The organism is Qipengyuania profundimaris (assembly GCF_030717945.1).
In the GTDB taxonomy this organism is placed as follows: Bacteria; Pseudomonadota; Alphaproteobacteria; order Sphingomonadales; family Sphingomonadaceae; genus Qipengyuania; species Qipengyuania profundimaris.
This window is the reverse complement of the sequence record NZ_JAVAIM010000001.1, coordinates 2,668,766-2,685,594: the sequence shown is the minus strand read 5'-3', so window position 1 is coordinate 2,685,594 and position 16,829 is coordinate 2,668,766. Positions and strand designations below refer to the sequence as shown.

Annotated in this window: 23 protein-coding genes; 7 read left to right on the top strand and 16 right to left on the bottom strand. The window is 63.2% G+C overall.

Translation table 11 applies throughout. The features are described 5' to 3' along the window. Position 1: 1 nt before the first annotated feature. On the bottom strand, positions 2-553 hold the full coding sequence (locus tag Q9K02_RS13300) for a hypothetical protein (RefSeq protein WP_305933329.1): 552 nt from the start codon (positions 551-553) through the stop codon (positions 2-4). 203 nt (positions 554-756) lie between these two features. Here Q9K02_RS13300 and Q9K02_RS13295 point away from each other — a divergent pair, with 203 nt between their 5' ends. The 4 genes from Q9K02_RS13295 to Q9K02_RS13280 all read left to right on the top strand — a co-directional run bounded on the left by Q9K02_RS13295 (position 757) and on the right by Q9K02_RS13280 (position 3,558). Then, the gene (locus tag Q9K02_RS13295) at positions 757-1,653 is read left to right on the top strand and encodes a hypothetical protein (RefSeq protein ID WP_305933328.1); all 897 of its coding nucleotides are present in this window, start codon (positions 757-759) and stop codon (positions 1,651-1,653) included. Positions 1,654-1,737: 84 nt separating this feature from the next. Continuing rightward, positions 1,738-2,658, top strand: coding sequence for an alpha/beta hydrolase (locus tag Q9K02_RS13290; RefSeq protein ID WP_305933327.1), 921 nt, complete (start codon positions 1,738-1,740; stop codon positions 2,656-2,658). Continuing rightward, positions 2,655-3,074 carry a COG3650 family protein gene (locus tag Q9K02_RS13285; RefSeq protein WP_305933326.1) on the top strand — a complete coding sequence of 140 codons (420 nt, stop codon included), beginning with the start codon at positions 2,655-2,657 and terminating at the stop codon, positions 3,072-3,074. The genes Q9K02_RS13290 and Q9K02_RS13285 overlap by 4 nt, the downstream gene beginning before the upstream one ends. A 28-nt stretch (positions 3,075-3,102) precedes the next feature. Next, positions 3,103-3,558 carry a DUF3429 domain-containing protein gene (locus tag Q9K02_RS13280; RefSeq protein WP_305933325.1) on the top strand — a complete coding sequence of 152 codons (456 nt, stop codon included), beginning with the start codon at positions 3,103-3,105 and terminating at the stop codon, positions 3,556-3,558. On the opposite strand, the gene Q9K02_RS13275 is transcribed toward Q9K02_RS13280, so the two are convergent. Beyond that, positions 3,555-3,890, bottom strand: a complete 336-nt coding sequence (locus Q9K02_RS13275) for an Mpo1-like protein (RefSeq protein ID WP_305933324.1) — start codon at positions 3,888-3,890, stop codon at positions 3,555-3,557. The two genes, Q9K02_RS13280 and Q9K02_RS13275, sit on opposite strands and share 4 nt — an antisense overlap. 12 nt (positions 3,891-3,902) lie before the next feature. Further along, positions 3,903-5,195, bottom strand: a complete 1,293-nt coding sequence (locus Q9K02_RS13270) for a S41 family peptidase (protein WP_340310237.1) — start codon at positions 5,193-5,195, stop codon at positions 3,903-3,905. A gap of 368 nt (positions 5,196-5,563) precedes the next feature. Between Q9K02_RS13270 and Q9K02_RS13265 the strand changes: the two genes are divergently transcribed. Further along, on the top strand, positions 5,564-6,148 hold the full coding sequence (locus Q9K02_RS13265; RefSeq protein WP_305933322.1) for a YbhB/YbcL family Raf kinase inhibitor-like protein: 585 nt from the start codon (positions 5,564-5,566) through the stop codon (positions 6,146-6,148). Positions 6,149-6,173: 25 nt separating this feature from the next. After that, positions 6,174-6,425 (top strand): SWIB/MDM2 domain-containing protein, encoded by a 252-nt coding sequence (locus Q9K02_RS13260; protein WP_278328999.1) that lies wholly within the window; start codon positions 6,174-6,176, stop codon positions 6,423-6,425. Between the two features lie 6 nt (positions 6,426-6,431). Here the strand turns inward: Q9K02_RS13260 and Q9K02_RS13255 are convergent, their stop codons facing one another. The 3 genes from Q9K02_RS13255 to Q9K02_RS13245 are packed head-to-tail and all read right to left on the bottom strand — an operon-like array spanning position 6,432 to position 7,353. Then, positions 6,432-6,833: a DoxX family protein gene (locus Q9K02_RS13255; protein ID WP_305933321.1), complete on the bottom strand. Its 402-nt coding sequence runs from the start codon at positions 6,831-6,833 to the stop codon at positions 6,432-6,434. Further along, positions 6,830-7,150 carry a DUF3253 domain-containing protein gene (locus Q9K02_RS13250; protein ID WP_422785434.1) on the bottom strand — a complete coding sequence of 107 codons (321 nt, stop codon included), beginning with the start codon at positions 7,148-7,150 and terminating at the stop codon, positions 6,830-6,832. The genes Q9K02_RS13255 and Q9K02_RS13250 overlap by 4 nt, the downstream gene beginning before the upstream one ends. Beyond that, the gene (locus tag Q9K02_RS13245) at positions 7,063-7,353 is read right to left on the bottom strand and encodes a DUF427 domain-containing protein (RefSeq protein ID WP_422785451.1); all 291 of its coding nucleotides are present in this window, start codon (positions 7,351-7,353) and stop codon (positions 7,063-7,065) included. The genes Q9K02_RS13250 and Q9K02_RS13245 overlap by 88 nt, the downstream gene beginning before the upstream one ends. A 67-nt stretch (positions 7,354-7,420) precedes the next feature. Here Q9K02_RS13245 and Q9K02_RS13240 point away from each other — a divergent pair, with 67 nt between their 5' ends. Continuing rightward, a complete protein-coding gene (locus tag Q9K02_RS13240) occupies positions 7,421-8,689 on the top strand; it encodes a dipeptidase (RefSeq protein WP_305933318.1) in 1,269 nt (422 codons plus the stop codon). Positions 8,690-8,704: 15 nt separating this feature from the next. Here Q9K02_RS13240 and Q9K02_RS13235 read toward each other — a convergent pair whose 3' ends face one another. From Q9K02_RS13235 to Q9K02_RS13190, 10 genes are all read right to left on the bottom strand, one after another. Next, a complete protein-coding gene (locus Q9K02_RS13235; RefSeq protein ID WP_305933317.1) occupies positions 8,705-9,034 on the bottom strand; it encodes a DUF3140 domain-containing protein in 330 nt (109 codons plus the stop codon). Beyond that, entirely contained in the window at positions 9,034-9,225 is a 192-nt protein-coding gene (locus Q9K02_RS13230) for a DUF3008 family protein (RefSeq protein WP_278329005.1), read from the bottom strand. The genes Q9K02_RS13235 and Q9K02_RS13230 overlap by 1 nt, the downstream gene beginning before the upstream one ends. After that, positions 9,225-9,452 (bottom strand): hypervirulence associated TUDOR domain-containing protein, encoded by a 228-nt coding sequence (locus Q9K02_RS13225; RefSeq protein ID WP_305933316.1) that lies wholly within the window; start codon positions 9,450-9,452, stop codon positions 9,225-9,227. Before Q9K02_RS13225 ends, Q9K02_RS13230 begins: the two co-directional genes overlap by 1 nt. A gap of 15 nt (positions 9,453-9,467) precedes the next feature. Beyond that, positions 9,468-9,797, bottom strand: a complete 330-nt coding sequence (locus Q9K02_RS13220; RefSeq protein WP_305933315.1) for a hypothetical protein — start codon at positions 9,795-9,797, stop codon at positions 9,468-9,470. 83 nt (positions 9,798-9,880) lie between these two features. Continuing rightward, on the bottom strand, positions 9,881-10,705 hold the full coding sequence (gene dapD, locus Q9K02_RS13215) for a 2,3,4,5-tetrahydropyridine-2,6-dicarboxylate N-succinyltransferase (protein ID WP_305933314.1): 825 nt from the start codon (positions 10,703-10,705) through the stop codon (positions 9,881-9,883). 48 nt (positions 10,706-10,753) lie between these two features. Beyond that, positions 10,754-11,830, bottom strand: coding sequence for a phosphotransferase family protein (locus Q9K02_RS13210; protein ID WP_305933313.1), 1,077 nt, complete (start codon positions 11,828-11,830; stop codon positions 10,754-10,756). Continuing rightward, complete coding sequence (locus Q9K02_RS13205; RefSeq protein ID WP_305933312.1) at positions 11,830-12,915, bottom strand: Zn-dependent alcohol dehydrogenase; 1,086 nt, start codon at positions 12,913-12,915, stop codon at positions 11,830-11,832. The genes Q9K02_RS13210 and Q9K02_RS13205 overlap by 1 nt, the downstream gene beginning before the upstream one ends. After that, positions 12,915-14,267: an acyl-CoA dehydrogenase family protein gene (locus Q9K02_RS13200; protein WP_305933311.1), complete on the bottom strand. Its 1,353-nt coding sequence runs from the start codon at positions 14,265-14,267 to the stop codon at positions 12,915-12,917. Before Q9K02_RS13200 ends, Q9K02_RS13205 begins: the two co-directional genes overlap by 1 nt. An 81-nt stretch (positions 14,268-14,348) precedes the next feature. Then, the gene (locus tag Q9K02_RS13195; RefSeq protein ID WP_305933310.1) at positions 14,349-15,818 is read right to left on the bottom strand and encodes an MFS transporter; all 1,470 of its coding nucleotides are present in this window, start codon (positions 15,816-15,818) and stop codon (positions 14,349-14,351) included. Next, positions 15,818-16,678, bottom strand: coding sequence for an SDR family NAD(P)-dependent oxidoreductase (locus Q9K02_RS13190; protein ID WP_305933309.1), 861 nt, complete (start codon positions 16,676-16,678; stop codon positions 15,818-15,820). The genes Q9K02_RS13195 and Q9K02_RS13190 overlap by 1 nt, the downstream gene beginning before the upstream one ends. Positions 16,679-16,829: the final 151 nt, after the last annotated feature.

Sequence of the window (16,829 nt, the reverse complement as noted above, 5' to 3'; positions counted from 1 at the left end):
CTTAGAGGTCGCCCTTTTTGTTTTCCGGAATATCGATGGACACCGGTTCGGGCGTATCTTCGATCGGCTCCACCTCGAGGGTGCCGGCGAGTGGCTCGACGATGACGGCACCAGCGGTCGTCGAACGTCGTGTCGGCGAGGGGGCGCGAAGCTTGCGTTGCTCGATCGGCTCACGCCTTACTGCAGGACCAGACGCCAGCGCATCGACTTCGGCTTCGTCGAAGAAGTTCTCGTAGTCGGCATCGAGACGGGTCGTATCGCCTTGGTCGAACCACTCCAGGCGTTGATCCCGCAGCCGTCCATGAAAGGCTAGCTCCGCCACTGGGATCGTACCCTCGGGCGTCACGAGAGGATAGTGATCAGGGGTGTTCCGGCTCGCCGTTCTCGAAACCTCGGGTGCAGGCGTTTGCGGAAGGGCGAACTCGTGACCACGCTTTTGCAACATCGGCGTTTCGCCGATGGCTTCACCGGTCAGCATGCCGCCGAGCACCACGCCGAGGAGGGCAACGGCGAAGCCTGTGCGGGCAAGATTGATGTTGGGACCGCTTGTCATGGTTCTGCTGAAGGAATGAGCGGACCGTGCGCCCGGTTCCGCGGCCCTCTTTACGAGCATCGCCCACCCTCGGCATTCACACCGCTTTAACCGATGCATTGAACCGGTCTGCAATGGTTCAGCGGCTAGGTTAACAGCGTGGTGACACTTTGCGCGTATGCACTGCGCGAAACCTCCGGAAAGCCGGAAGCGAGAGACGAGTGATGCATGACCTGCAACTGACATTTGCGACCGCCAAGGGCGAGGACGCCTGGGAAAGCGACCTGCGGCGCCTGTTCGAGGCGGGCAGTCTCGACGACATCCACGGCATCCTCCAACCGGCGATCGAGCAGCTCGAAAGCGAATTCGGGCGCATGTGCCTGCGTACGACGCCCGAAGGCGTGACCATCGCCGGATGGCCGGAACTGGTCGAAGCCATTCAGGACCACGAGGGCGAAACGATCACCGGCGTCACGCTGGCGGTGGCAAACGAGGCTGACCGGGCCTTCGAGAAGGGGCAACTCCATCACCCGTTCATGATGCTCGGCCTCTACACGGACGAGGCGTTCGGATTCAGCACGGCGCGCGAGGCGGACCTGTTTGCCCAGATGCAGGCGGAAGACGGCCCCGCCTGGGCCGGATATGACGAGGACATCGAAGTCTATCTCGACATCGACGGACTGGACGAGCTCAACACGGCACTGCTGCATCACAAGCAGCGCCACTTCTTCCGCGATGGTGCGCCCGAAGATGCGCCGTTGCGCTATGTCGAATATGTGCTCGGCTGCTGGTGGCGCGCGCTTCTGTTCCAGCAAGCGGTTGCCAGCGAATGCACCATCCACGGCCTGCCAGGCGGTATTCCGGTGCTCGCCGGAACGGTGGAGATGCGGCCTGAAATCGTGATGGTCCACGGCATAGGTGCGCGGACGGTCGAGCCGCAGCGCAAGACCGAGGCGAGCGAATGCGCCCCGATCCTCGCCGCCGACTTCATTCAGGTTCGACCCGTCGAGGAAGAAAAGAAGCCGACCGGCTCAGACCTGCGCCGCCGGGTCCTCGAAACCGGCCAAGAAGAAGAGGAAGAGCCCAAGCGCGGGCTGCTTTCGCGCATCTTTGGCCGCTGACGTGCGGACCCTGCCGCTGGACAGCACGTAATCCCTCGCTAGTCTTCTCGCCTACCACGTCGGTAGATTGGGAATAGCGATACCATGCCCAGCCTGCGAGCACGCCTCGTCAATCTTGCCTTGCCGCTCCTCGGCATCAAGCGGTTCTTTTCCGAGCCGGACAAGCTCGAGGACCGCATCGCGGCCTTACGGCGCAAGCCGACGGTCATGCCGCGTGACGCGCTTCGCAAGCAATTCGATATTGTCGAGGACGACAGACGAGGTTTCAAAGTCGTCACGATGACCCCGCGGGGGGTCGATGCAGCTAGCGCGCCAAATCTCCTCTACCTTCATGGCGGCGGCTACGTGATGGACATCGCCGCCGTCCATTGGGACAGTATCGCGCGGCTCTGCCGCGATCTCGGCGCGTCTGCCACGGTCCCGCTCTATCCGCTCGCGCCCGAGCACAAGGCAGCCGATGTGCTGGATGCCATGCGAGCACTTTACGGCGATGTCGCTGCGAAACACGGCGCGGATAGGCTAACCGTCATGGGTGACAGCGCAGGTGGCGGCATGGCGCTGGCGCTCGCGCAGATGATCCGGGAGGATGGCGGCGAATTACCTGGCTCGCTCGTCCTGTTCTCGCCCTGGCTCGATGCCACCGCGGATGCGCCGGGGCAGCGCGATATCGAGCCGCGTGACAGGATGTTGGCGGTTTCGGGCCTTCAAGCATGCGGTGCTATGTATCGCGGTGAACTTGCGCCGGACGACCCCAAGGTCAGCCCCCTGTTCGGACCGCTGAAAGGACTGCCTCCGACTGCAATCTTTTCGGGCACGAGCGACATCCTGCTGGTCGATGGTCGCCGGCTCGATGAGAAACTGACAGCTTTCGGCTCTCGCTCGCATATCTATCGCGAATATCCGGGCATGTTCCACGTCTGGATGTTGCTTCCCGTGCCGGAGGGGCGGCAAGCGCTGGACGAGACGGCGGACTTCATCCGCCAGCACGCAAGGGTTTCCGCATGAGAACTTCTCTGTTCGCCTGCACAATCGCCGCGCTTGTGACTGGATGTCAGGCAGGGGAGCAGGCTGAGCGCAGCGACGCTTTCGACGCCATCGCTGCCGATGACATCGTGCGCTTCACCGGTACGGAGCCTTTCTGGAACGGTTCGATCGAAGGCGGTACCGTATCCTATGCGACGCCGGAAAATCCGGACGGAACGCGTTTTCCGGTCGAACGCTTTTCCGGGCTCAACGGCGCGGGGTACAGCGGCACGCTGGATGGCGCGACCTTCGACCTCACCATCACGCCCGGCACCTGTTCCGACGGCATGAGCGACCGCAGCTATCCCTTTACCGCCACCCTGTTGGTCGGCGGCGAAATGCGCGAGGGATGTGCATGGACCGATCGGCAGCCTTTCTCCGGACCTGCAACACCGTGAGCGCGTTGGGCGGGCGGAGACACTCTAGATGATGCGCACCGTACCATCGCTTCCCCGCCTTCTCGGCCTTGCCGGCCTCTTGCCGCAATTTGCTTGCGTGCTCGCGCTGTATGTCGGGCCGGACGAGTGGCGCTATGCCGCGCAGGCGATCGCCTTCGGCTATGCCGCGCTGATCTTCAGTTTCCTCGGTGGCATGTGGTGGGGCATTGCGGCCATGGCACCGGCAGCAGAGAACCGGCGCTCGCTCGGCTGGGTCTGGGTGGTGGCGGTCATTCCAAGCCTGATAGCGCTCGTCGCCTATCTGCCATGGGTGTTCGGCCAGACCTGGCCCGAGCCGTCGCTCATCATGCTGGGGAGCGGCATTCTCATGAGCCTCGCCGTCGATGCGAAGCTGCGCCCGCTGGCGCCCGCCTGGTGGATGTCGCTCAGGGTGCCGCTCTCGGTCGGGCTCGGTCTCGCTACGGTCGCTGCGGCGCTCGCCTAGCGCTCGACGCCTGCACGCTCGAGTTCGGGTCCGAGACGCCCCGTCAACCAGAGCCACCACATGCGGAAATCGGCTCCGAGGCTCCAGAGCGGGTAGGTAAAGGTCGCAGGCCGGTTCTTCTCATGCGCAAAATGTGCGATCCAGGCGAAGAAGTACCCCGCGACCGGCATGGCTGCGAGCAGCCACCAGTTCGCGGTCACCAAAGCTACGATGGCCAGCGCCACGACCAGCGAAGTCCCGATATAGTGCAGGGCGCGTGTACCAGGGCGCGAATGCTCGCGCAGGTAAAACGGCCAGAACTCCGCGAAGTTGGTGTACTGTTTCTCAGCCATGCACCGTCCGGATCAGAAGAGCCCGGGGATGCGCAGCTGCGCAGCGCTCGGCTCGCTCGGCATCATCAGTTCGCGTTCCGGCAGGCGGGCCTGCACGGTGCCGTCCTTGTCGGCCGCGCCGATTGCGGTGCAACTGCGACCGGCGAGGAAATCCAGCGCCGCGGAGATCGAGGCTTCGCGAGGATCGCCGAGCGGAACGAGGAAATCGTCCGCCGCCGCGCAGGTGCGCGGCATGACCGAGGCGAGCCCATCGTAATAGCCGCCGTTGTCGTCGCGGTTGACCGAGCGGAAGGCGACCACGCGCAGGCGATCGTCGCAGGCAGAACGGTCGCGGGCGATCTGGCCGACGGGCTTGCCGAAGGTATCGCTCCCGACGAAAGCGATATTCTGGCCGAGATAGGGAATGAACGCATTCGGTAGAAGTTCGCTAGCCGATGCCGTGGCGTTCGTACCGATGACTGCAATCTTCATTGCGGAAATCGCCTGGGGTTGAGAACTGAAATTGTAGGTTTCGTTGTTCTCGCTCTTGGAAGGTCTGAAGATAGTCGTCGAAAATTCCTGTCCGACCTTGTCTGCCGCCAGCAGGTCGCCGAGCAGTTCCGCTACCGATACGAGCCCGCCACCGTTGTAGCGAAAATCGAGAATGACCTGCTCGATACCCTGCGACCGGAATTGGGAGAAAGCATCGCGCAACTGACGCGAGGCGTCGTCGACGATGAAGGTCCGCAGGTTTATGTAACCGACCTTGGTCCCGCCGTTGTCCAGGATCAGCGAGCCGTAGCGATCGGACAGCGGATCGAGACTGTATTCCTCTTTGGCTACAGAGACCCTGCTTTCCGTGCCGTCCGGCTGGCGAATCCGCAATTCGCGGGTGACCCCGGGCTCGCTCGGGCCAAGGGCGTTGCTAACCGCACCTGCGGGATTATTCGGATTGGCCGCCATGATGTCAGCCACCGTCTGGCCGCCGATGGCGAGAATTTCCGTCCCCCGGTCGATCCCTTCGGCAAAGGCAGGGGCGTTTTCGAAGGCTTCCACCACGAATACTCGCCGCGCCTGCGTGTCGTAGCTCAGGCGAACGCCGAAACCCGCGTTGGAGCCGTTCTGGATAAGATCGTTCTCTTCTTCAATTGAGGTGATGTAGGTGAAGAAGCGATCACGGTTTTGCGCGCGGGCGGGTGCCACAAGAGCGTTGATGTAGGACTGGACGCCGTCGTAATTCGCCTTCGATACCGAGGTGTCGAGCAGGTTCGGGAACAGGTACCACTCGTTCAGCTGGGCCAGGACCCAATCCTGGCGTTGGCTCAAGGAGCACTGATTCGTACTGCCTCCGCCGGTCGCTCCGCCGCCGCTACCGCTAGTGCTTCCGCCGCTCCCGCCTCCGCCGCAAGCGGCGAGCGAAAAGGCCAGAGTGGTGCTGAGAATGGTGCGACCCATAGACATGCGATGTCTCCAAATTCCTGCGGTCCCGATCGACGGAACCCGTGTTTCCGGCATGGGGGATTAATCCGGGCTGATCAAGGAGGCAGCCAAAGGGCGGGGGAAATAGCGAAATTCGGTTTTTACGGGGGGAAAACGGTGCAAATTCCTCCACCGCACATGGTTTTCCTCCCGTCCCTGTGCCTTACTCTCCTATCGAAAGGCGCGCGCAGTGTGCGCCGGGCATAGGAGCAAGCATGTCGAGCGGCGTACCGGGTTGGATCCAACAGGCGATCGGTGGAGGGGAGGTGCCGCATGCACCCACCTTGGCGAAGGTGGCCGAGGAAAAGGCTCTGGGTCGCTCCGGCTTCGCGCTGGCGAGCGACGCTTTTCGCCACGGTGGCGAGCTCGACCCCTCTTTTACTGCGATCGAAGAAGATGCGGTCGCGCCGCCGCTCGAATGGACCGCGCCGCCGCCGGGTACGCAGGAACTGGTGCTGGTCGCAGAGGATATCGTTACGGGCCAGGTGCATTGGACGGTTTGGGGGCTGCCCGGCCAGAAGGGCAAGCTGCTGGAAGGGGAAGTCCCGCCGCGCACCGGCAAGAACGCCCATGGGAATTCCGAATGGCTCCTGCCCGACCCGCCGCTTGGAGAAGAGCATCGTTACCTGTTTCAGCTTTTTGCCGTCGATCTCCCGCTCACATTGATGCCGGGTGCGACGCATGAGGAACTCGTCCGAAATCTGGACGGACACGTGACCGCCGCCGCGGTCCTCACCGCCCGGTTCGAAGGCCATCAGGTCGAGGAACTGGACCTAGAGGATCTCGACGACGATGATTGAAGCATAGCCAAGGAAAGGAATTATCATGGCTGGCAAGAACAACGCATTGCAGAAGCCGGTGAACCTGACGCCGGAACTGGAAAACGTGGTCGGCAAGGGTCCCATGACCCGCGCCCAGGTCACGTCGAAGGTGTGGGATCACATCAAGGCGAACAACCTGCAGGATTCCAAGGACAAGCGCATGATCAACCCCGACGACAAGCTCGGCGCGGTGATCGGCAAGGAACAGATCTCCATGTTCAAGATGACGGGCGCCGTCTCGAAGCACATGAGCTGATCCTGCTCAGGACCGGCGGCGAAACGGCCAGTCCGTGACGCCGCCGGACCACAGCGTGAGCCAGATCACGAGTGGCTGCGCGAACATTCTCGGTATGTGATAGCCGAGCCCCAGCCCGCCATCGGGGCGCGCCATGTCGAGCGCGAAGTGATGGATATTTGCCGGAAACACGCACACTGCGTAAAGCGCGAGGCCGATCGCGCCGGCTCGACGCAACGGTATCGAGACGCCCTGGAACAAAGCGACTGCGCCCAGCAGTTCGGCAATGCCGGTCCAGAACACGACGGCTTCGGCCATGGGCACCCAAGGTGGCATGATCGTGAGAAACGGTTCCGGGCGCGCAAGATGCAGATACCCGGCGGTTGCAAAGAAAACCGCCAGCAACAGTCTGACGACCACCTGGATCATTGGGAAGGCTTGCCGATACGGTAAGGTCCTTTGCGCCGTGGCATCGGTTCGCCTTTCCAGCTGAGCGAGAATTCGCCGCGGCTGACCAATTTGTCGGTCGCAGCATGCACTGCAATCATCTCCGCACGCCAGTCATCGGGGGACACAAAGCGGGCCACCTCGCTGGGGCACAAAGTCGCGCCTTCGGCGCGACGGCCGAGCATTTTCAGAATTTCTGCTTCGAGGTTGCTCAAACCTCGACCACCTCGACACCATTCCAGAAAGCGATGCGGCCCTTGATATGGGCGGCGTCGGGCTTCGGTTCGGGATAGTACCATGCGGCGTCGGGATTGATTGCGCCGCCCGCATTGATCGAATGGTACTGTGCCGTGCCTTTCCACGGGCAGGTGGTGGTCTTGTCGCTGGTCGTCAGAACGCCGCGCGCCACATCCTTGGCCGGAAAATAATGATTACCCTCCACGACGACTGTGTCGTCGCTCCGCGCCAGGGTCTCGCCGTTCCACCGTGCTTCGATCGTCATCATTCCCGCCTTTCCTTGCAGTCTGTCTTTGCTAGGACAGCCCACGACATCGCAAGGGGTTCCATTTATGCGCACACTCGCTCTCGCCGCCGCGTTTCTCATCACGACCAGCCCGCTCGCCGCACAGGACCGGGCCGAGCAAACCGCCGCAGCTGCGCTCGAAGCGGCGCCGGTGTGGGATGGCCACAACGACGTGCCGATCCAGCTTCGCAGCCGGTTCGACAACCGCATCAACGATTTCGATTTCGCCGACACGCTCGATACGGCGACCGAGGATCGGGCTGCGATGCACACCGACATTGCGCGCCTGCGCACCGGCAAGGTCGGCGCGCAGTGGTGGTCGGTCTATGTCAGCGCCAGCCTGCCGGAACCCGAAGCCGTGCAGGCGACCATCGAGCAGATCGACGTGACCAAGCGGTTGATCGCGCGCTATCCCGACACGCTGCAGCTCGCGCTGACTGCAGACGACGTCGAACAGGCGATGGCGGCGGGGCGCGTGGCCTCATTGCTCGGGATGGAAGGCGGGCACTCGATCGGATCGAGCCTTGCCGTGTTGCGCCAGATGTACGATCTCGGTGCCCGCTATATGACGCTGACCCATGGCACCACACTGAGTTGGGCCGATAGTGCGACCGACGCGCCCAAGCATGGCGGATTGAACGCTTTCGGCATGGACGTCGTGCGCGAGATGAATCGCATCGGCATGCTGGTCGATCTCAGCCATGTCAGCGAGGAGGCGATGCACGATGCGATCGACGTGGCCGGTGCACCGGTAATCTTCAGTCACTCCGGCGCGCGGGCGATCAACGGCCATTTGCGCAACGTGCCGGACAGCGTGCTCGCCCGCCTGCCGCAGAATGGCGGCATCGTGATGGTGGTGGCACTACCGTGGTTCCTGACCGAGGATTTGCGCCAGCATTCCGCCAATCGCGCTTCGGAGCAGGCGCGGCTCGAAGCTCTGCTTCCCGGTCGGCCCGACGAAGTCGAAGCGCAGCTTGCGGTCTGGGATGCGGAGAACCGCGCGCCGGTATCGACTATCTCCGATATGGCCGACCATATCGACCATGTCCGCGAAGTCGCCGGGATCGACAACATCGGCATCGGCGGGGATTACGACGGCATGCCCAACGGCCCGGTCGGCATGGAAGACGTAACCGGCTATCCGGCGCTATTCGTCGAACTGGCCCGGCGCGGCTATTCGCAGGAGGATCTCGAAAAGATTTCCTCGCGCAACATGATGCGGGTCTTGCGCGCGGCGGAGGCCTATGCGGCAACCCAGCGGAACGCTACGCCGATCGAATATGCTGTGGGTGCGCCGCGCGACGGGGAGGACTGAACCTCCCCGGTCGGCTCATTTACAGGGGTCGTGACCCCAGTTCATCAGGCTGTAGCGCCAATCGCTTTCTTCGATGTCGCCGGAAGGCTTTTGCGCGGTGTGACGGTGCACATAGCCGACGACCTTCTGCATGTGCTCGTACTGGCTGTCCGTCAGGTCGTCTTTCTTCGTCCGCTTGATCTCGACGATCCGGCGGCCCGACCGGTGGCCGGTGCTTTCGCCGCCGTCATTGTCGCCGACCGATTTCGACTTTTCGGTATCGAGCCATTCCTCGAGTTCTTTCGGCTGCATGTTCACGCAGTCGGTAAAATCGGAATAGACCTCGTCCTTCTTGTCCCCGTCCATCAATCGTCGTCCGCCGTGTCGGGCAGGTCGGAGCGGTCGGTCGACGCCATTTCGTCGAGTTCGTCCTCGCTCATGCTCTCATACATGTCCTTGGACGCGCCCTGCAGGTCGGACACTTTTGTCTCTCCGCGCTTGGCGGACAGAGCGGCTCCAGCGGCCTGCTGCTGCGCTTTGCTTTTGGCTTTCGGCATCAGTTCTGCGCCGAAAGTTCGGAGCCGCGCTTCAAGACCTCGTCGCCGTCTTCCTGCTTTATCAGATAGGCCGGATTGTCCTCGTCGCCATCCTTGGTAACTTCGCTGCCCTGAAGCGTGCGGGTCACTTCGCGCTCGAAGCGTTCCTTGATCTGGCCCTTGCCCTTGCCGTTCCCCCACTCCCATTCGACGTACTGGTCGGTCTGGAAACTATTGGAATTGCTCATGGGGCTCTACCTCGATCAGTTGTTCTCGATGACGCTCAATCCGTCTTCTTCCTGAACATCGGCGTCCATCGTCGGTTCCTGATCGTCTCCGAGATCGGTCGAAGATCCAGTTCCCACGATGCTGTCGGTATTGTCGCCGTCGCTCTCCATGGTGGAGATCTCACCGCTCACGGTGGCCTCTTCTTCGACATCACCCTGCGTCATGGCGGGTATGATCCAGACGATCGACATCAGCAGGATTGCCAGCAGCAGTCCTCCGGCAAGTACCCAGCGTACGACGCCTTCCTTGCTGCCGCCGCTCGCTTCGACTTCGTCCACGTGGACGTGACCATCATGCTTTTCCATTGTGAGAATACCTCCCGGTCGTTTCGACCATTTGCTGCGATACGCGCCTCAGCGGCGAATGTTCCCTTTTACAGGCCTGCGGATCAGTCGCGCAACAAGTCGTTGATGCCCGTTTTCTCGCGGGTTTGCGCGTCTACCGTCTTGACGATGACGGCGCAGGCGAGGCCGGGTCCGCCATCCTTGCCTGGCAGTGAGCCGGGCACCACCACGGAATAGGGCGGGATGTGCCCGCGGATGATCTCGCCCGTGTCGCGATAGACGATCTTGGTCGACTGGGTGATGAAGACGCCCATCGCGACGACGCTGCCTTCGCCGACTATCACCCCTTCGACGATCTCGCTGCGCGCGCCGATGAAGCAGTTGTCGCCGATGATGGTCGGGTTCGCCTGCATAGGTTCGAGGACGCCGCCGATGCCGGCGCCGGCGGAGATGTGGCAGTTCTCGCCGATCTGGGCACAGCTGCCGATGCTGGCCCAGGTATCGACCATGGTGCCTTTGCCGACATAGGCGCCGATGTTGACGAAGCTCGGCATCAGCACGCAGCCGGGGGCGATATAGGCCCCCTCGCGGGCCACTGCGCCGGGCACGACGCGGAAACCGGCTTCGCGAAACCGGGCATCGTCCCAGCCAGCGAACTTGCTCGGCACCTTGTCGAAGGCGGGGTGACCGGCGCTGCCGCCGTCCATCACGCGGTTGTCGTTAAGCCGGAAGCTGAGCAGCACGGCCTTCTTGAGCCACTGGTTGACCTGCCAGCCGCCCTTACCGTCGGGCTCGGCGACGCGACCCTTTCCGCTGTCGAGCATCTTGAGCGCAGCCTCGACCGCCTCGCGCACGTCGCCCGATTTTGGCGTCACGTTCGCGCGGTCTTCCCACGCGGCTTCGATGCGGGTTTCAAGGTCGGCGCTCATGCTGGTCTCCGTGTTCGTTTCGGAGCGCTCGTTAGCAGCCCAGCCGCGCTAGTCCATCCCCGCAGCCTGCGCGAACTGGTAGGCGCGCTCCACCAGCGGCGCGACGCGCTCGGACATGTTCTTGGCGTGGGCGGACGATGCCGTACCGTCGATCACCCGCTTCTTGATGCCCTGCATGATGCCGGCCAGCCGGAAGAGGTTGTAAGCAAAGTACCAGTCCATCGGCGGCACCGGATAGCCGGTCTTGGCGACATAGCGATCGACTGCTTCCTGCTGCGTCGGGATGCCGAGCTCGTCCAAGTCGAGGCCGAGCAACCCCGCGCGCCCGTCTGCCGGGTTGTGCCAGTTGAGCATGAGGTAGCTGAAATCCGCGATCGGATCGCCCAGCGTCGACAGCTCCCAGTCGAGCACCGCGAGCACGCGATTGGCATCCTTTTCGAAGATCATGTTGTCGAGCCGGTAGTCGCCATGGACCACGCTGCTTTCGTGCTGCGGCGGGATCGTCTGCGGGAGCCATTCGATCAACCGCTCCATCTGCGGCATATGCTCGGTTTCGGAGAGTTTGTACTGTTTCGACCAGCGAGAGATCTGGCGAGCGCAATAGTCGGTGGGCTTGCCGAAGTCGGACAGGCCGATTTCGTCCGGCTTGCGCAGGTGCAACTCGGCCATGGTGTCGATCATGGCATTGTAGATCTCGCGCCGGTCCTTCGGGTCGATGCCGGGGAGGGCACCGTTCCACAAGGATCGCCCGTCGGCGAGACCCATGACGAAGAACTTCGAGCCGATGACGTCCGGGTCTTCGCACAGGCCATAGGTCTTGGGCACAGGAAAGCCGGTCGGGCCGAGGGCATGCATGGCCTTGTATTCGCGGTCCACCGCATGCGCGCTAGGCAGCAGTTTACCGAAGGGCTGGCGGCGCAGAACGTAAGACTGGTTCGGCGTGTCGATCCGGTAGGTCGGGTTCGACTGGCCGCCCTTGAACTTCGAATAGCTGATCGGTCCTTCGAAGCCCTCGACATTGGCTTCGAACCATGCCGTCAGCGTGTCGAGGTCCATCGCGTCCTTGTCCGACACTTCGACCGTGCCGACCATTTCCTTGTCGAAGTCGATTTGCTGTTCCGACATCAATCGAACACCACCACGCTGCGCGCCGAGGTGCCCTGCTTCATTTTCTCGAACCCCTCGTTGATCTTCTCGAGCGGAATGCGCTCCGCTATGATCGTGTCGAGATCGAGCAGTCCGCGCATGTAGAAATCCACCAGGCGCGGCAGATCGACCGGGAAATGGTTCATCCCCATGATCGCGCCTTGCAGCTTCTTGCCGGAAAGCAGGTCCATCGCGCCGAGGCCGACCTTGCAGTCCAATGGCATCATACCGAGGATCGTCGCCGTGCCGCCGCGCCTCAGGATCTTCACGCACAGGTCCGCGCTCGCTTGCCGGCCGACAGCTTCGATTGCATGATGCACGCCGCCGCCGGTGATCTTCATGACCTGTTCGACTGCATCGTCCGCCATGGCGTCGATCGTGTGCGTTGCGCCCAGCGTTTCGGCCAGGGCACGTTTTTCGGGCAGCGGATCGATCGCGATGACTTTGCCGGCACCGGTAATCTTGGCCGCATTGATGGCCGCGAGCCCAACGCCGCCGCAGCCGACGACCGCTATACTTTCGCCCGGAACGACCGAGCAGGCGTTGAAGATCGCGCCTGCTCCGGTCGTGACCGCACAGCCGATCACGGCAGCACGGTCCAGCGGCATGTCCTTGTCGATGGCGACGCAGGCATGCTCGTGGATCAGCATCTGTTCGGCAAAGGCCGACAGATTGAGCATCTGGGCCACGGTTTCGCCACCATTGCGGGTGATGCGCGGCGGTGCCGTCTGGTCGCGGCGCGTGTCCGCTCCCATGCACAGCGCCATGCGCCCGGTCACGCAGAACTCGCAATGGCCGCAGAAGGCCGAGAGGCAGGAGACGACATGGTCACCCGGTTTCACGGTCTTCACCTCGCTGCCGACCGCGCGCACCACACCCGCCGCCTCATGGCCCGGAATGGCCGGAAGCGGGTGTGGATAGGCCCCGTCGATAAAGTGCAGGTCCGAATGGCACAGCCCGCACGCCTTGGTGTCTATCAGGACTTCGTGCGGGGCCGGATCGGCGAGTTCGACCTCGCCGATCGTCAGCCCGCCGACCTGCTCGAGTATTGCTGCTTTGGCCATCAGCGCGTTGCTCCTACATCGCCACTGGACATGCCGGCGCTGGCCGCTGCGCTGCCGGCGCTGGCCGACTGGGCGTTGCTGTTGCGCAGGGCATTACTGCTCGGCCCTTCGTTCGGCGTATGCTTGGCGAATTCCATGCGTGCGATGGAGCGGGCGTGGACCTCGTCCGGACCGTCCGCCAGGCGCAGCGTGCGCTGGTGGGCATAGGCGCTCGCAAGGCCGTAGTCCTCGCTCACGCCGCCACCGCCATGGGCCTGGATGGCATCGTCGATGATCCGCAGGGCCATGTTCGGCGCTTGCACCTTGATCATGGCGATCTCCTGCTTGGCCGCCTTGTTGCCGACCTTGTCCATCATGTCGGCGGCCTTCAGGCAGAGCAGGCGGGTCATGTCGATATCGATGCGGGCGCGGGCGACGCGCTCTTCCCATACCGAGTGCTTGTAGATCGGCTTGCCGAAGGCTTCGCGCTCCTGCAGGCGTTTGCACATCTTCTCCAGCGCTTCTTCGGCCACGCCGATGGTGCGCATGCAGTGGTGGATGCGGCCCGGGCCGAGGCGGCCCTGCGCGATCTCGAAACCGCGACCTTCGCCCAGCAGCATATTGGTCACGGGGACGCGCACATCCTTCAGCTCGACTTCCATGTGCCCGTGCGGGGCATCGTCGTAACCGAAGACGGGCAGGTGGCGGATGATGTTCACGCCGGGCGCATCGTTCGGCATGAGGACCATCGACTGCTGCGCATGGCGACCGGCGGAAAAGTCGGTCTTGCCCATGACGATCGAGACCTTGCAGCGCGGATCGCCGAGGCCCGAGGACCACCACTTGCGGCCATTGATGACATATTCGTCGCCGTCGCGTTCGATGCGGGTCTCGATGTTCGTCGCGTCGGAGCTGGCCGTGTAAGGCTCGGTCATGAGGAAGGCGGAGCGGATTTCGCCGTTCATCAATGGCGTCAGCCACTCGTCCTTCTGCTCGCGCGTGCCATAGCGGTGGAACACTTCCATGTTGCCGGTATCGGGCGCGGAGCAGTTGAAGACTTCGGACGCGAAGCCGACGCGGCCCATTTCTTCGGCGCAGAGCGCATATTCGAGATTAGTCAGGCCGGGACCGTCGAACTCATAGGTCTCCTCGACATGGTGATGGCCTTCGTTGCGCGGCGGCATGAAGAGATTCCAGATGCCATCCGCCTTGGCCTTGGCCTTAAGTTCCTGGACGACCGGGATCACCTTCCAGCGATCGCCTTCCGCATCCTGTTCGCGATAGGTGGGGATGGCCGGACGCACGTGCTGCTCGATGAAGTTCTTCACCCGGTCGCGCCAGAATACTTGTTTCTCAGTGGGTTCGAAATCCATCGTGTTTTCCTCTTCTCTCAGATCGGTTGCTTCATGAAACTGGCAGATGCGGCGGCGCAAGCCAAGCCTCCACCTGCACGCCTAGGGGGTTATCGTGTGGCCGTCGGGATCGGCGCGTACCGCATCGTCGATCGCCTTGGGGAATTCAGGGTCGGAAGCGCGCCGGGCCGCCACACGGGCCTCGTGCTGCTCGCGCGTGATCGGGAAGCGGCCGAGCCAAAAGGCGGCGATGAGGCCGAGCATGCTGGCGGCCGCGACGAAGAGCACCACCAGCTGGGTGACGGTTTCCTGCGTCACCTGCGATTGCGGCGTCCCGGGCGCAAGATCGATCGACTGGACAATCAGGCTGGTCAGCAGGATGCCGCCCCCGGTCGCGCATTTCTGAACCAGCCAGTTGCCCGAATAGAACGTGCCCTCGGCGCGCTTGCCGGTCCGCTCCTCGAAAGCCTCGACGATCTCGGCGACCATGGAGGTGGCGGAGATGATCGACACGACGCTCGCCGTGTTGGCGCAGATGAGGAAGACGTACAGCAGGGCGGTCGAGGCGGTAGTGCCGGTGGTAGGCCAGGCCCCTGCCAGCAGCAGCATATAGGGCAGGCAGTAAAAGGTCAGGCCGACGATGGCCGCCACCGCTGCCGATTTTGGCTTGCCCCAGGCGCGGTGCAGCGGGCCGACGATGACGAACATCAGCACGACGGAGAAAAACAGCACCACCGGGTAAAGCCGGAAAGCGAGCTCGCTGAATTGCCAGACGTAGAGGTTCACATATTGCGTGATCGAGAAGGTCATTCCCTGCAGCACATATGCGGCCAGACCGCCGAGGGCGAAGATCACGAAGGCCTTCTCGCGAAACGCATCGAAGATTTCGGCGAACGCGCCGCGTAGCGAGAACGGGGGCGGTCGATGCGCCGGAAGCTGCGCCACGATCCTGTGCTGCGCCGCCGCCGAACCGATGACCGCGAGCACCATCAGGCCCGCCCCGAAGAGGCCGAATTGCGCATAGCCTTCGGGTTGCAATTGCGCTTCGGGCGTGGGCAGGAAGATCGTGAAGGCCAGCACCATCATCAGCAATCCGCCGATCCAGCCCGACAGGAAGCGATAGCGAAACAGCGTGGTGCGCTCGTCGTAATCGTCGGTGATTTCGGGAACCAGGCTGACCGAGGGGACCTCGCAGGCGGAGAGCAGCAGCCGCACGCCCACGGCCAGTGCGACGATCTCCCAGAAGCCGGGCGTACCGGTGAAGGGCGGGGACCACAGCACCGTCCACAGCAGGGCGAGCGGCCAAGGTGCAACATAGAGCCACGGCAGCCTGCGACCCCAGCGCGTGTAGGTCCGGTCGGACAGATGGCCGATCAGCGGATCGACCAGCGCATCGACGACCAGCGCGGTAGCCAGCGCCGCACCGACGACGCCCGCATCGACGCCCAGTACGAGATTGTAGAACGGCAGCAGGAAGAAGCTGAACCCTGAATCCTTCACGCCGAAGGCCACCGCGCCGGAGCCGTGGACCAGCTTCAGTCTTTGGGAGAGAGGGCCGTCGACGAATGACATCAGGTGGCGGCAGCGCCCTGTTTCGCCTGCTCTTCCATCGCCTCGAGTGCGGCGAACAGGCCCGGTTCCTCCGGATCCCAGCTATGCCGGGGACCGAGCGTGATCCCGCCGTCGACGATCAGCGAGGCCCCGGTCATGAAGCTCGCTTCCTCGCCCGCTAGGAAGGCGACCGCATTAGCGATGTCACGGGGCTGTCCGCCCCGGGCGACCGGCTGGGCATTTGAGGACATCTGCGCGATTGCCGCATTGGCCATAGATCGCATCTCGCCGGTAATTTCCAGGCTCGCAGTAAAGATGTTCGTATTGATGAAGCCCGGCTGGATCGCGTTCACGCGGATGCCGAATTGCGCGAGATCGGTCGCTGCGCATTTGGTGAGGTGCAATACGCCGGCCTTCGCCACGGCATAGGCGGTCGGCGAATAGCCCGGGCCCACCGCGGCAACGCTGGAGACGTTGACGATGCTCGCACCTTTCCGCCCCTTCATATGCGGCACCGCATAGCGGATACCCATCGCGACCGAGCGCAGCAGCAGGTCCATCGTGCGGTCCCACTCATCGGGTTCGATCTCGTCGATCGGCGGGCGCGCGCCGCCCGCTCCGGCATTATTGAAGACGACATCGATCCCGCCGGTCTCGCTTGCCGCGCGGTCCATCAGTGCCTTCATGGCCGCAGGATCGCAGACGTCGCACTCGGCGAACCGCACGTCGCCGTCGGTTTCGCTCGCGAGCTTCGCGCCGTTTTCGGCATCGATGTCGCTGGCGAAAACGGTCGCGCCTTCGCTGGCGAACAGGCGCGTCGTTTCCGCGCCGATGCCCGATGCGGCGCCGGTAATCACGACCGTCTTGCCAGAGAATCGCATGCCTACTCTCTCCCCGAATTTCTCCGCCTCCAGCTTAGGCGCGCTGCCCCGCTCGTCAACGCATTCCGCCTGACGCTACGGCATTGCAGGTCGTCGTGTGCACCCTTGCACCCGGTGGCCGAATCCTCCTAACGTTAGCGTCAACATACCG